General features: G+C 72.7%; 10 protein-coding genes, 1 tRNA gene and 1 riboswitch. Of the genes, 6 read left to right on the forward strand and 5 right to left on the reverse strand.

Annotated features, from left to right (window positions below; translation table 11 throughout):
* Positions 1 to 512: 512 nt before the first annotated feature.
* From ACWZEH_RS16140 to ACWZEH_RS16155, 4 genes are all read left to right on the forward strand, one after another.
* Complete coding sequence (locus ACWZEH_RS16140) at positions 513 to 1,937, forward strand: NsdA family TPR-like regulatory protein (protein ID WP_456199156.1); 1,425 nt, start codon at positions 513 to 515, stop codon at positions 1,935 to 1,937.
* A gap of 88 nt (positions 1,938 to 2,025) precedes the next feature.
* Positions 2,026 to 3,279, forward strand: a complete 1,254-nt coding sequence (gene lhgO, locus ACWZEH_RS16145) for an L-2-hydroxyglutarate oxidase (protein ID WP_456199157.1) — start codon at positions 2,026 to 2,028, stop codon at positions 3,277 to 3,279.
* 109 nt (positions 3,280 to 3,388) lie between these two features.
* Positions 3,389 to 4,240 carry a tRNA (guanosine(46)-N7)-methyltransferase TrmB gene (gene trmB, locus ACWZEH_RS16150; protein ID WP_456199159.1) on the forward strand — a complete coding sequence of 284 codons (852 nt, stop codon included), beginning with the start codon at positions 3,389 to 3,391 and terminating at the stop codon, positions 4,238 to 4,240.
* Between the two features lie 52 nt (positions 4,241 to 4,292).
* On the forward strand, positions 4,293 to 5,687 hold the full coding sequence (locus ACWZEH_RS16155; RefSeq protein WP_456199160.1) for a PrsW family intramembrane metalloprotease: 1,395 nt from the start codon (positions 4,293 to 4,295) through the stop codon (positions 5,685 to 5,687).
* A gap of 102 nt (positions 5,688 to 5,789) precedes the next feature.
* On the opposite strand, the gene ACWZEH_RS16160 is transcribed toward ACWZEH_RS16155, so the two are convergent.
* The 3 genes from ACWZEH_RS16160 to ACWZEH_RS16170 form a co-directional block, all read right to left on the reverse strand.
* The gene (locus tag ACWZEH_RS16160) at positions 5,790 to 6,824 is read right to left on the reverse strand and encodes a M23 family metallopeptidase (RefSeq protein WP_456199162.1); all 1,035 of its coding nucleotides are present in this window, start codon (positions 6,822 to 6,824) and stop codon (positions 5,790 to 5,792) included.
* Between the two features lie 12 nt (positions 6,825 to 6,836).
* Positions 6,837 to 6,994, reverse strand: a riboswitch (cyclic di-AMP (ydaO/yuaA leader).
* Between the two features lie 325 nt (positions 6,995 to 7,319).
* Positions 7,320 to 7,393 (reverse strand) — tRNA-Met (locus ACWZEH_RS16165).
* A gap of 66 nt (positions 7,394 to 7,459) precedes the next feature.
* Positions 7,460 to 8,593, reverse strand: a complete 1,134-nt coding sequence (locus tag ACWZEH_RS16170) for a dihydrofolate reductase family protein (RefSeq protein ID WP_456199164.1) — start codon at positions 8,591 to 8,593, stop codon at positions 7,460 to 7,462.
* A 487-nt stretch (positions 8,594 to 9,080) separates the two neighbouring features.
* Between ACWZEH_RS16170 and ACWZEH_RS16175 the strand changes: the two genes are divergently transcribed.
* Positions 9,081 to 10,406 carry a cation:proton antiporter gene (locus ACWZEH_RS16175; protein WP_456199166.1) on the forward strand — a complete coding sequence of 442 codons (1,326 nt, stop codon included), beginning with the start codon at positions 9,081 to 9,083 and terminating at the stop codon, positions 10,404 to 10,406.
* 351 nt (positions 10,407 to 10,757) lie between these two features.
* Here the strand turns inward: ACWZEH_RS16175 and ACWZEH_RS16180 are convergent, their stop codons facing one another.
* Positions 10,758 to 11,492: a response regulator gene (locus ACWZEH_RS16180; RefSeq protein ID WP_456199168.1), complete on the reverse strand. Its 735-nt coding sequence runs from the start codon at positions 11,490 to 11,492 to the stop codon at positions 10,758 to 10,760.
* Entirely contained in the window at positions 11,489 to 12,493 is a 1,005-nt protein-coding gene (locus ACWZEH_RS16185; protein WP_456199170.1) for a HAMP domain-containing sensor histidine kinase, read from the reverse strand. The genes ACWZEH_RS16180 and ACWZEH_RS16185 overlap by 4 nt, the downstream gene beginning before the upstream one ends.
* A 661-nt stretch (positions 12,494 to 13,154) precedes the next feature.
* Here ACWZEH_RS16185 and ACWZEH_RS16190 point away from each other — a divergent pair.
* The gene (locus tag ACWZEH_RS16190; protein WP_456199172.1) at positions 13,155 to 13,445 is read left to right on the forward strand and encodes a DUF3040 domain-containing protein; all 291 of its coding nucleotides are present in this window, start codon (positions 13,155 to 13,157) and stop codon (positions 13,443 to 13,445) included.
* The last annotated feature ends 340 nt before the right edge of the window (positions 13,446 to 13,785 follow it).

The raw sequence follows: 13,785 nt of genomic DNA on the forward strand, positions 1-13,785 counted from the left end.
ACGCGAATGCGCCCCCCAGCGCGCCCCAAGAACCCCTAACGCGCCCTCAACTGCCATGGTAGATGCGCTGACAGTCCCGGAACGGCGGGGTCGATTTTCAGCCAATTCGGAGATGTGAGAGCAACCTCGAACACGCTCCGTACAGGTTCTGCGCACCGCCCGGCGATCTCGCGGTCCGGGAGACGGAGTGCGTCTCCCGGACCGTTCCGCCGCCCGCGGGGATGAAGGCGGCGGCGTCCCCCAGCCCACTGGATCCAGTACAGCGGGCCGACCCACGCATGGACCATGGAACCGCTCCCGTGATGGCCGGAGTAGAGCGCACGCACAGGCGCACGGCCACACGCCGGGAGCATGCCGCAACTGCGCGTATCGGACCCGTACTTCAGTACGGACCACAATCCCGCCATCCGGAAGAATGCCCCTTAACGCTTGGGATGCGGCGAACTACGCTGGGTTTACGAATGCCGCGCGGTTATGCCAGAGCGGCAGCCGTCTGTGTCGAGGGGTGGCGCATGTCCAGGGAGCTACGCGGGCCGAACGAGAAGCTCGGCACCGTCCTCGCCCTCGCGGGTATCTCCAACGCGGGCCTCGCGCGGCGCGTCAACGACCTTGGCGCACAGCGCGGGCTGACCCTGCGCTACGACAAGACGTCGGTGGCGCGCTGGGTGTCGAAGGGCATGGTGCCGCAGGGCGCGGCACCGCACCTGATCGCCGCCGCCATCGGCCAGAAGCTCGGCCGTCCGGTGCCGCTCCACGAGATCGGCCTGGCGGACGCGGATCCCGCGCCCGAAGTCGGCCTGGCCTTCCCCCGGGACGTCGCGCAGGCGGTGAGGTCCGCCACCGAGCTGTACCGGCTGGACCTGGCCGGCCGCCGCGCGGGGTCCGGCGGCATCTGGCAGTCGCTCGCCGGATCGTTCGCAGTGAGCGCATATGCAACGCCTGCCTCGCGCTGGCTGATAACCCCGGCCGACAGTTCGGTCGCGCGCGAGGTGAGCCCCACGGAGGGCTCCGGCGCACCGGCCAGGGTCGGCCACAGCGATGTGCGCAAGTTGCGTGAGGCCGCCGAGGACGCGCGCCGCTGGGACTCCAAGTACGGGGGCGGCGACTGGCGTTCGTCGATGGTCCCCGAGTGCCTGCGGGTGGAGGCGGCTCCCCTGCTGCTCGGCTCGTACGCCGACGACGTGGGCCGTTCCCTGTTCGGCGCGTCGGCCGAACTCACCCGGCTGGCCGGCTGGATGGCCTTCGACACCGGCCAGCAGGAGGCCGCCCAGCGCTACTACATCCAGGCCCTGCGCCTGGCCCGCGCGGCGGCCGACGTCCCGCTGGGGGGATACGTCCTGGCCTCCATGTCCCTCCAGGCCACCTATCGCGGCTTCGGCGACGAGGGCGTCGACCTCGCCCAGGCCGCGCTGGAGCGCAACCGCGGCCTGGCCACGGCCCGCACCATGAGCTTCTTCCGGCTCGTGGAGGCACGCGCGCACGCACGCGCGGGTGACGCCCCGGCGGCCGGCGCGTCCCTGAGGGCGGCCGAGGGCTGGCTGGAACGTTCCCGCCCCGGCGACAGCGACCCGGTCTGGCTGGGCTTCTACTCCTACGACCGCTTCGCCGCCGACGCCGCCGAGTGCTACCGCGACCTGAAGGCGCCCCGCCAGGTCCGCCGCTTCACCGAGCAGGCGCTGTCGCGGCCGACGGAGGAGTTCGTCCGCTCGCACGGGCTGCGGCTCGTCGTCTCGGCGGTCGCCGAACTGGAGTCCGGCAACCTGGACGCCGCCTGTGAGCAGGGCGTGCGGGCGGTGGAGGTGGCCGGCCGCATCTCGTCCGCGCGCACCACGGAGTACGTCAGGGACCTCCTGCACCGCCTGGAGCCCTACGGCGACGAACCCCGCGTGGTCGAACTGCGCGAGCGCGCCCGGCCGCTGCTGATGACTCCCGCCTGACTCCGGCCGCCACCCCGACCGCCCCATATCGGCGGTCCGCGGCAGACCCCTGCCGCTTTCGGGGTTTACGGGTGTCGTCAGTGGCGCAGTGCACTATCGGGACCGGGAGGTGGTGCGGGTGGCGCGGTGGGCGTACGACTGCGATGTGCTGGTGATCGGCGGCGGCGTCGTCGGTCTGTCGACGGCGTACGCGATCACCCGCGCGGCGCCGGGCACACGGGTCACGGTGCTGGAGAAGGAGCCCGGACCCGCCCGGCACCAGACGGGCCGCAACAGTGGCGTCATCCACAGCGGCATCTACTACCGCCCCGGCTCCCTGAAGGCGCGGTACGCGGTGCGGGGCGCGGCCGAGATGGTCAAGTTCTGCGCGGAGTACGACATCCCGCACGCGGTGACCGGCAAGCTGATCGTCGCCACCGGCCGGGACGAGCTGCCCCGCCTGCACGCCCTGGCCCAGCGCGGCCGGGAGAACGGCCTGACGGTCCGTGAACTGGGTGCCGCGCAGATCGCCGCGTACGAGCCGGAGGTCGAGGGTCTGGCCGCCATACACGTCGGCACCACCGGCATCTGCGACTACGCCGCGGTCGCCCGTCGGCTGGCGTCCGCGTCCGGCGCGGAGATCCGCTACGGCGCGCGGGTCACCCGCGTCGACCGCCGTGCGGACCTGGGCGTGGCCGTTCTGACCACCGCCGGGGACGTCGTGCGCGGCCGGGTCCTGGTGAACTGCGCGGGTCTGCACTGCGACGAGATCGCCCGCCTCACCGGCGACGAGCCCGGCATGCGCATCGTGCCGTTCCGCGGCGAGTACTACCATCTGGCCCGCCCGGAGCTGATCCGCGGCCTGGTCTATCCGGTGCCCGACCCGGCGTTCCCGTTCCTCGGCGTCCATCTCACGCGCGGCGTCGACGGTGGCGTCCACGTCGGACCCAACGCCGTACCGGCCCTGGCGCGCGAGGGCTACGACTGGCGTACGGTCCGCCCGCGCGAGCTGGCCTCCACGCTGGCCTGGCCGGGCTCCCGGCACCTGGCCCGCCGCCACTGGCGGCACGGCGCCGGCGAGCTGCACCGTTCCCTGTCCCGGCGGGCCTTCACCGAGGCGGTCCGCCGGCTCGTGCCCGCGGTCCGGGAGGCCGACCTGGTGCCGGCCCCGGCGGGCGTACGGGCCCAGGCGGTCCTGCGCGACGGCACCCTGGCGGACGACTTCCTGATCCAGGAGACACCCCGCGCGGTCCACGTCCTCAACGCCCCCTCGCCCGCGGCGACGGCGTCCCTGCCCATCGGCCGCGAGGTTGCCCGCCGGGCCCTGACGGCCCTGGCCGCCCCGAACGACGCACCCCGCTGAGGCGGCCGCCCCCACCGGCCCCCCGCACCCGCGGGACCGACCCCGGCCTCGGTGCCGTTCGGAACCGGCCGCGGAGGCCTCGCGCAACCCCCGTAAAATCGACAGCACTGTGTCTGACTCCGTAAACACCCCCGAAGCCCTCACCCCGCACGCCGGGCACACGCCCGGTGCGTCGGTCCGCCGTACCCGGGAGAAGGGCGAGCCCCGCTTCCCGGACGGACCGAAGGCCGATCCCGCCGGGTCGCACTTCGAGCGCCGGATCCGGAGTTTCCAGCCACGCCGGAGCCGGGTCACCGCCGGGCAGGCGGACGCGTTGCAGCGGCTGTGGCCCCGGTGGGGCTTCGACGTCGACGGCAGGCAGCGCCTCGATCTCGCCGCCTTCTTCGGCAACGACCGTCCGGTCGTCCTCGAGATCGGCTTCGGCATGGGCGAGGCGACCGCGCGCATGGCCGCCGCCGACCCGGGCACCAACATCCTCGCCGTGGACGTCCACACCCCCGGCCAGGGCCATCTGCTCGGCCTCGCCGACCAGCACGGCCTGGACAACGTCCGCGTCGGCAACGGCGACGCGATCATCCTGCTGCGCGAGATGCTCGTCCCCGACGCGCTGGGCGGACTGCGCGTCTACTTCCCCGACCCCTGGCCGAAGAAGCGGCACCACAAGCGCCGGCTGATCCAGCCCGCCTTCCTCGACCTCGCCGCGACCCGCCTCGCACCGGGCGCGCTCCTGCACTGCGCCACCGACTGGGAGCCGTACGCCGAGCAGATGCTCGAGGTGCTGACCGCGCACCCCGGCTTCGAGAACACCCTGGTGGACGGCGGTTTCGCGCCGCGTCCGGAGTTCCGGCCGCTGACCCGTTTCGAGGGGCAGGGGCTGGACAAGGGCCACGTGGTGAACGACCTGCTCTTCCGCCGCGTACAGCACCTCGACCGGCCCGGCCGGGGCGCCGTCGGCACCTGAACCCGCCCGGTGTTCCTGCGGGCAGCACCGTTCCCTCGTTAGGGTCAATGTTGTGGCCATCAGCCGTCCGTACCCGACCCGGCCCGGCGGGCCCTCCGGTCCCGCAGGACCGGCCGACGGGCCCGCCCTGCGGCACGCGCACTGGTGGCGGCGGCCCTGGGTGCGGTACGGGGCGCTGACCGCCCTCCTCGCGCTCTCGGGCCTGGTCATCCTGGGCCTGGTCCGCGAGCGGACCGGCACGGAGGGCTTCCTCGTCGGGCTCGGCCTCGCCGTGCTGCCGGTGCCGCTGCTCGTCGCCGCCTTCCGCTGGCTGGAGCGTGTCGCGCCGGGCCCGTGGCGCAACCTCGTCTTCGCCTTCGCCTGGGGCGCCTGCGCCGCCGCGCTCATGGCGATCGTCGCCAACAGTTTCGCCACGCGGTGGATAGCGACGGAGACGGCCGACCCGTCCCGCGCGGACACGCTCGGCGCGACCGTGATAGCCCCGGTCGTGGAGGAGTCCGCGAAGGCCGCCGCCGTCCTGCTGGTCTTCCTGTTCCGCAGACGCGACCTCACCGGAATCCTCGACGGCGTGGTGATAGCCGGGGTCACCGCCACCGGCTTCGCCTTCACCGAGAACATCCTCTACCTCGGCACCGCCTTCGGCACCGACCAGCTCACCGGCGGCAGCGGCGTCTTCTCCGTCACCGCGGCGACGTTCTTCGTCCGCGTCGTCATGTCGCCGTTCGCGCACCCTCTCTTCACGGTCCTCACCGGCATCGGCTTCGGAATGGCCGCGCTCGCCGCCCGGCGGCGCCGCCCGGTGCGCGTCCTGCTCCCGCTCGGCGGCCTGCTGCTCGCGATGGGCATGCACGCCCTGTGGAACGCCTCCTCGGCCCTCGGCGGGTACGGCTTCTTCGCCGTGTACGCGGCGTTCATGGTGCCGTCGTTCGGCCTGCTGACCTGGCTGGTGGTGTGGACCCGGCAGCGTGAGCTGCGGACCGTACGGGAGGAGCTGCCCGCGTACGTCAGGGCCGGCTGGCTGACCCCGGCCCAGCCCTACGCGCTCGGCTCGATGCGGGCCCGGCGCATCGCCCGGCGGTACGCGCACCGGCACGGCGGCCGGACCGCTGCCCGCGCGGTGGCGCAGTACGGGGCGTACGCGACATCGCTGGCGTTCCTGCGGCACCGGGGGCGCCGCGGCCGCGCGGGCGCGGACTTCGTCGTACGGGAGCACGAACTGCTGCGCGAGATGTGGCACCGCCGCGACACGGCCCGCCCTGCCCTGGAGCACGCGGCCCGGGTCACCGCGCCGCCCGCCCCGCCCCGGCCGGGGCACGGCCCGTACGGCCTGCCCGAAGCGTACGGAGGGTACGGCGCATACGGCCCGTACGGCGCCGTGAACCCCGGCCACCCTGCGGCCGGGCCGAACCCCTACGCGCACCCGTACCGCCCCTGGCAGCGCCCCTGAAAACGCCGAACCGGCAGTCCTGACGTCGGGGGGCGTCGTCAGGGCTGCCGGGGCTGCGGCTGCGTGGGGCGCGGGACGCGAAGACCGGCCGGGGCCGGGGTCTCAGACGGCGAGGCCCTTCGACTGCATCCAGGCCATCGGGTCGATGCCCGAGGCGGAGCCGGCCGGGTGCACCTCCAGGTGGAGGTGGGCGCCGGTGGAGTTGCCGGTGGAGCCGACGCGGCCGATCACATCGCCGGTGTTGACCTGCTGGCCGACGCTGACGCTGATGGAGGACTGGTGGGCGTACCAGATCTCGGTGCCGTCGTCGAGGGTCAGCACGGTCTTGTAACCGTACGAGCCGTCCCAGCCGGCGGAGGTGATCGTGCCGGTGTGGACCGCCTTGATCAGCGTGCCCGTGGGGGCGGCGAAGTCCAGGCCCGTGTGCTGGCCGGAGGACCAGTAGGCGCCGGCCTGACCGAAGGTCGAGGAGATGGTGTACGAGGAGGTGGGCAGCGCGTACTGCGTGGCCAGTTCGGCGAGACGCTCGGCCTCGGCCTTCTTCGCGGCCTCCTCCTCCGCCTTCTTCTTCGCCGCGGCGGCCTTCTCCTCGGCCTCCTTCTTCGCGGCGGCGGCCTGCTCCTTGGCCTCCTTCTCCGCCTTCGCGGCGGCTTCGGCGGCGGCCCTGTCCTCGGCCTGGCTCTGCTGCTGCTCGACCTGCGCCATGATCCGGGCGCGCAGCACCTCGCCGGCGTCGGAAGCGCTGCCCTGCTCGGCCTCGTCGGCGACCGCGCCGATGCTGCTGAGCGGGGTGGCGGAGCCCTGGGGGGTTTCCTCGTCGGAGATGAGGGAACCAACAGAGGGAAGGTCCGGTACGGAGATGGAGACCGGCGGCTTGCCGGTCTGGGCGCTGGCCATGCCGCCACCGGCGACAGCGGCTATGACACCGACGCCCAGGACGGTGGAGCTACGGGCGAGGCCTCCGCCGCGCTGCTTGCCGACACGATGCCGGCCGCGCACGGGACGAATGGAATCCTCGGTGGGGTTCCACTCCTCGAAGGGGCCCTCGTCGGTGCGGATGCCGCCGTAGCCGAAGGTGTCGCTGTCGCGTCGGCTCGGCATGAAGGGGGCCTCGGGGGCAGGCCGGTTGGACGCCACGTGGGGCGCACTCCTTTCCTTCCTTCTCGCCTACCGGGTTAGCTGACGGGTTCGGAGCAGGAAGGTCTCCTACGCGCGTATACCGTCCGTGTCTCCACGGGGGCATCCGCGCGATTCACCCCAAGATGTTGGTTCCCCGGTTCCCTTGCGGGATTCGGCGCGTGCGCACGGAGCCGACTCGTGTGACGGCTGGGACGACCGCGCTGCGTTATCGAACGTTAATAGACGCGAGGGTCGTATTCCAAGCCGTTCCTCTTGATCGTTAACGACTTCCGCACGGACTTAAGCGCCACGACCGGTCGAAACCGGGCGAGTTGACTTCACCGTCCTCGTCACACTCGAGTTGACGGTGCGTCAATTGTTATGCGCAGCGAGGCGGCTCGATCACCTGGCGTCACATCTTCGCGGAAGTACCCCGGGACGCTCTCCCGAAACGGGACGGACGCAAAAGGCCGAGGGCCGGAATCCTCTCGGATTCCGGCCCTCGGCCTTCAGTAGCGGGGACAGGATTTGAACCTGCGACCTCTGGGTTATGAGCCCAGCGAGCTACCGAGCTGCTCCACCCCGCGTCGTTGTGTTCACCAGCATACGGCATCCGCGGGGCACTTCGCACACACGTTGCCGCCGCCCCTGCCTCACCGGCCGAGCAGATGGCCGTTCGGCGCCTCGGCGGCCTCCTTGTGCTCCGGCAGGACGACGACCAGGGCGCCCTCCGCGGCCAGTACCCCGCTGCCGTCGGCGTCCTCCACGAAGGTGTCCGGCTCCCGCCACGCGGTGACCACCCGCCGTACTCCCGCGTCCAGGACCAGCCGGGCGCAGGGCACCGGCCGGGAGGCGCGCCGGGCGCAGGGTTCCAGGCTGGAGTACACGGTGGCGGTCGCGAGCCGCGGGTCCGCGGGGTCGATCCCGGCGAGGGCGGCCTCCTCGGCGTGCACCACCGGATCACCGCCCTCGCGGGAGTGGCCCCGCGCCAGTTCGGTGCCGTCGGCCGCGACGACCACCGCGCCCACGCTGAACGCCGTCTTCGAGGGCGGGCACCGCTTTGCCAGTTCACAGGCGAGGGCCAGCCAGTGGTGGTCGGCGGCGACGGGGAGCGGGCCGGCGCCGGGGGCGGTGGGTTCGTAGCGCATGAGGACGACGTCGCCGATCGGGCGGGTCTCCAGCAGTCGCAGCCGGCCGCCCTGGTAGGTCCCGGATCCGAAGAGGCGGGCGGCGTCCGGGTCGCCGACGAGGAGCGGGGCGAGGACCAGCTGGAGCTCGTCGGCGAGGCCCTGGGTGAGGAGCTGGGTGTGGATCAGGCCGCCGCCCTCGACCATGAGCCGCCGGACGCCGTACACGTCGTACAGGTGCGTCAGGAGGCGGCGCCAGTCGAGCTCGGCGCCGAGCGGCACGACGTCGGCGGCGAGGCCGTGGGCGCGGGCGCGTTCGGAGCCCTTGTCGGTCGTGTAGAGGACCTTCGCGCCACCGGTGTGCCAGAACCGCGCCGCCGGGTCCAGGTCGCCCGAGCCACTGACGGTGACCTTCAGCGGGTAGGCGGGCCTGCCCTCGGCGGCCCGGGCGGCACGTCGCTCGGGCGCGTTGACCAGCAGCCGGGGGTTGTCGGCCCGGATCGTGCCGGCGCCGACCAGGATCGCGTCCACCGACGCCCGTACCTCGTCGACCCGGTCGAAGTCCTCCGGGCCGGACAGCAGCAGCCGCTCGGGCCCGGTGTCGTCGAGATACCCGTCGAGCGAGACGGCGGCGGACAGCAGGACGTACGGGTGGGGCATCGACGGCGCTCCTGACGGGGACGGCGGACGGGGCGGGGTGGGGCGGGGGGCAAGGCTGGGATCGGCTGGGATCGGCTGGGCGAAGAGAGTCTTGCACCCGGTGTGTTCCCGCGCGGCGGGAAGCCGTACGGTGTGCCACCGCCGCATGGCGCGAAACCGTACGGCGTGGAAACGCGCGGTGGCCCCGTCGTCCCCGGCGACCGGCCCGTGATGAGGGGCCTTCCCCCCCCCCCACACCTCATGGGTGTCGTCCGCCACCTCGTTTGGGTGGCGTCACGGATGGCGGGCGCCCGGGGCCGGATGTGAGCGTGGAGGAACACCGGGGGCCCGGTCCCGGCACGCACCGGCCGCAACCGCTCCGCACCCGGGGATGTACCGGCCGCAGCCCCGTATGGCGGAGAACCCCCACCGACACGAAGGAGCAGCCCCCGCTCGGGTCGGTCGATCGGATCCCGCTCCGTCCCCGTGCTGTGGAAGGTGGTGACTTGTGGGACATGCCGACACTCTGCTCGCCATGGGCGGCGCGTTCCTCGCCGCAGCGTTCCTCGCCCGCCTCGGGAGCCGGATCGGGCTGCCGACGATCCCCCTGTTCATGCTCGCCGGCATTCTGCTCGGCCCGCACACACCGGGGCTCGTCCTGGTCGAGGACGCCCACGACTTCTCGATGCTGTCGGCGCTCGGTCTCGTCCTGCTGCTCTTCTACCTCGGCCTGGAGTTCCACCTCGACGACCTGAGACGGGGCGGCAAGCGGCTCATCAGCGCCGGTGGCATCTACCTGGCGCTCAACGTCGGCGCGGGGCTGGGATTCGGGTTCGCCCTCGGCTGGGGAGCGCGGGAGGCCCTGGTGCTCGCCGGGGTACTCGGCATCTCGTCCTCCGCGATCGTCACGAAGATCCTCATCGAGCTGGGTCACATCAGCCGGCCCGAGACCCGGCTCATCCTCGGTGTCACCGTCGTCGAGGACATCTTTCTCGCCCTCTATCTCGCGGCTCTCCAGCCCGTACTCAGCGGCGCCCGGGGGCTCGGGGACATGGCGTTCCAGGCGTCCAAGGCGTTCGGCTTCCTGATGGTGCTGGCCATTGCCGCCCGCTATGGCACCCGGCTGTTCGGCCGGATCATGTCCGTACGCGACAACGAGCTGCTGGTCATCACCTTCCTCGGAACCGCGATCTTCGTCGCGGGTGTCTCCGAGGTGCTCGGGGTCGTCGACGCCATCGGGGCGTTCATGGTCGGACTGATCGTGGCCGGCACCCCCGCCGCGCCCCGGATCCGCACCCTGGTCCATCCCCTGCGGGACGCCTTCGCGGCGATCTTCTTCTTCGCCTTCGGGCTGGCCATCGACCCGGGGGACATCGCCTCCGTCGCCGGTCCGGTGGCCGCCGCGGTGGTGCTCACCCTCGCGATGAACCTGATCGCGGGCCTGCTGGTGGCCCGCCTGTACCGGTACGGCGTCGACATCGCGGCCGACATCGCCACGACCCTCGTCTCCCGTGGCGAGTTCGCGCTGATCCTGGCCGCCATGGCCACCGGCGCGGGGCTCGACGACCGGCTCACGCCGTTCATCGCCGGGTACGTCCTCGTCCTCGCCGTCCTCGGCCCGGTGCTCGCCAAGCAGTCCCATCTGCTCGCGTGCGCCCTGCGCGCCGTCCAGGCACGGCTGCCCGACCGCGGCTCCTCCCGGGGCACCGGGCCCGGTCCGGACGCCGGGCCCTCATCGGGCACGGGACTCCCCCCGGACCTGGACGCAGGCCCCGACGGAGGTCTGAACGCCGGACCCGTGCCCGAACGGGAGCCCGCCGAAGCCGAGCGCTGAGGAGTCCTTGCACTATGAGCGCCCGATGAGGTCGCGTGGCCCGGGCGGGCACAGTGCAAGGACCCCTCGGGCCTGTCCGGCGGATCGGATCGAAGGAGACCGACGGCGCCCGTCCAGCCGGGGCGAGCGGAGGCTGGTGCGACCAGCTGCGGGGCGGAGGAGGGAACCGACGCGGAGCGATGAGGGCCCCTCCCACTCATGGGAGGGGCGGCCGGGAGTGGGGAGGGCGACGACAACTCCGTCGGGGCCCCTGCTCGAAGGGCTCGGGGGCCGGCGTGCGGGCCCCCGCGTCTGCGACTTCACCCGCCGGACAGCCCCCGGCCGCCGGCCCCGGAGAACAGAGGTGCTCGGTCAGGGTTCGATCAGCCCCACCCGGATGGCGTACCGGGTGAGTTCCAGCCGGTCCTTCAGGTCGAGCTTGGCCAGCAGGTTCGCGCGGTGGCGCTCCACGGTTTTGGGGCTGATGACGAGGAGGTCGGCGATCTGCTGCGAGGTGTTCCCCTCGGCGACCAGCTTGAGGATCTCCTCCTCGCGGTCGGTGATGGCCTTGGCGGGCAGGTTCCGGCCGTCCCGGGCGAGTTCGAGGTAGTTGCGGATGAGGGCGTTGACGGCGCCCGGGTAGAGGAACGGCTCGCCGCGCATGGTGGCCCGGCAGGCCTCCACCAGGTCGCGGTCGGCGACGGACTTGAGCACGTACCCGGAGGCGCCGGCCCCCAGCGCCTCGAAGAAGAACTGCTCGTTGTCGTACATGGTCAGGATGAGGATCCGCGTCTGCGGCAGGGTGCGGGAGAGCTCACGGGCCGCCTGGAGGCCGGTCAGGCGGGGCATGGCGATGTCGAGGATGGCCAGGTCGGGTTCGTGGATACGGGCCTGTTCGAGGGCTTCGGCGCCGTTGTCGGCCTCGGCGACGACGGTCAGGTCCGGTTCGCCGTCGAGGATGAGGCGTACGCCGCGGCGGACCAGCGCGTGGTCGTCGGCGAGGAGGATGCGCGTCGGGGCGCCACCGCTCCCGGCACCGGCCGGGGTGGTGGTCTCGGCGCCGGCGGGTGTACCGGACGGGGGGCGGGTGAAGCCGAGGTCGGTCATGTCGGGGTTTTCCGGTCGGGGACGGCGGTCAGGGGCGGGGAGGTCCGTGCGGGCGCGGGGCCCCGCACCGGAACGGGGACGGCGAGACGCACGAGGGTCCCGCCCGCGGCGGCCGGACCCACATCGAGGTCGGCACCGACGAGCAGGGCCCGCTCACGCATCCCGAGGATGCCGGCACCCTCGGACGCGGCACCGATGCCCTGGCCGTCGTCCCGGACGCGCAGCTCCACTCCGGAGGAGGTGCGGCACAAAGAGATCTCCGCGCGGCGGGCGTGCGCGTGCCGGACGATGTTGGTGAGCCCCTCCTGGGCCACCCGGTAGAGGACCAGTTCGGCCTCCGGGCCCAGATCGGGCAGGTCGGAGTCCAGGCGGTGCTGGACCGTCAGGCCCTCGCCGCCGAACTCGGTGGCGAGGGCCTTGAGCGCGCTGGTCAGCCCGAGCTCGTCCAGGACGCCGGGGCGCAGCCGGCGGGCGATGCGCCGGATCTCGTCCAGGCTGCCCCGGGTGGTCTCCTGCACCAGGCTCAGTTCCTCCCGCAGCTCCGGCGGGGCGTGGTCGGCGACCCGCTTGAGCTGGAGCAGGACGGCGGTGAGGCTCTGGCCGACCTCGTCGTGCAGCTCCTGGGCGATCCGGCGGCGTTCGTCCTCCTGGGCGGACAGGGCACGGGCGCTGCTCGCGGCGCGTTCGTCCTCGAGCCGGTCGAGCATCGTGTTGTACGTGCTGATCAGCTCGGCGATCTCCCCGCGCCCGGTGACCTCGGGGCGTTGTCCGGGGCGGAGCAGGTCGGTGGTGGACATGGCGCGGGTGACGCGCTGGAGCGGGGCGAGGCCGACGCGCAGCAGCAGCGCGTTCGCACCGAGCATGGCGGCCAGTCCCACGGTGAGCACGAGGGCCTCGGTGAGCAGGACCGGAGTGGAGACGGTGACCGGCCCGAGCAGCAGGACGGTGGCCACGATCAGCACGACGGCGTTCAGCAGGAAGATCCGCCAGAACAGTGGCACCCGGTACCGCCTCCTCACCGCGCTCGTCCGGAGCCGGCCGCCGGCGTACGGCCGTCCTGCTGTGCTTGTGCCCCGGCACGGCCGCGGTGCCGCCCCGATGCCGCCCCGGTCTTTCCCTGATACCGCCGCGACCCGGCCCTGCTCCGGGCACCGCCGGACAGGGCCCTGTCCGGCAGGCGTGCGGTCTGGTGCTGCCCTGTTGTCGTGGGCTCCCGTGCCGCGGAGCTGTGGGCCGCCCGCGCGACCGGGGGCGCGGGCGCGTGCCGCCGAACCCAGCGTGAGCGCCGGCCCGGCGGATCGCCATCCGTGACAGTCCCCATTTCTCCCGTGGGTGTGCGGTGCCCGGCCGGTCCGTGTACAGCCCGGGCCCCCGCGAGGATGAGGGCTGCCCCTGATGGTCCCGGGGCCCCGGGCAGGTGATCCTTGAAGTGGAATCAGGCCCGTCCCCGCCGAACGACCCCTTACCGGGCGGGTGACGACCTCGGTGCACGGGCAAACTCCCAGGGTCGGCCCGGTGGTGGAGTGTCGAGTTCTCGAGGGCCGTCGGTTCACTTCTTCGCCCCGGGCGTCGGTGCCCACGACCACAGACGCCCGGAGGCGTTGCTTCGGAGGTGGCGGCCGGCCGTCTCACCGTGCTGCCACCGTTCGGGAAGGAGGAGACGTGCCCCAGTCCGACGACAAGCGCCTCGTCGATCTCGCGGTCCGAATCGAGCAGGACGACCCGCGTTTCGCGCGTTCGATGTCCAGCGGGCGGCCCACCCGGCCCCGCGAGTACCGACGCGCGCACGCCTGGTGGGCGCTGGGGATCGGCCTCGTCCTGCTGGCCATCGGTCTGATCATGCCCGACGGGCTGCTCATCGCGGCAGGTCTGGTGCTCAGCGGAATCGGCGTGCAGTTGTTCGACCCGTACCCGCCGCAGGGGGACGGCCAGGAGCGGCAGTCGGCCCGCTGAGAGCGAGGGCCCCGGGACCGTTCCGCCTTCACACGCATCGCTTTGTCATGTCATGTGACGTTCTTCCCGGCGCACCCCGGTTTGGGGTGCGCTAAAATCTTTATCAAGCGCTTACGCTCCGTTGAGCAGCGTTCCGCTCTTTCGTCGAGCGTCGAACTCTGCACGTTGAGTGCCGGGCACCAAGTGCGGCGTACCGAGCGCGCCGCGTCCCGGGTGCCGCGTACCGATTGCCGAGCGTCGCCGACCGGTCGAACCGATGAGAAGAAGAACGGGGGGCGTGAGATGGGTCGGGTGATCTCCGTACGTGTCGACAACGCCGCCCGCGACGGCGTCCCGGATA

This window comes from Streptomyces yamdrokensis (assembly GCF_053890455.1).

Bases quoted from the DNA above. Each gene is read 5' to 3' on its own strand.
- ACWZEH_RS16180 (WP_456199168.1), bottom strand. From the start codon at position 11,492: ATGACCGACCTCGGCTTCACCCGCCCCCCGTCCGGTACACCCGCCGGC.
- ACWZEH_RS16140 (WP_456199156.1), top strand. From the start codon at position 513: ATGTCCAGGGAGCTACGCGGGCCGAACGAGAAGCTCGGCACCGTCCTC.
- ACWZEH_RS16170 (WP_456199164.1), bottom strand. From the start codon at position 8,593: ATGCCCCACCCGTACGTCCTGCTGTCCGCCGCCGTCTCGCTCGACGGG.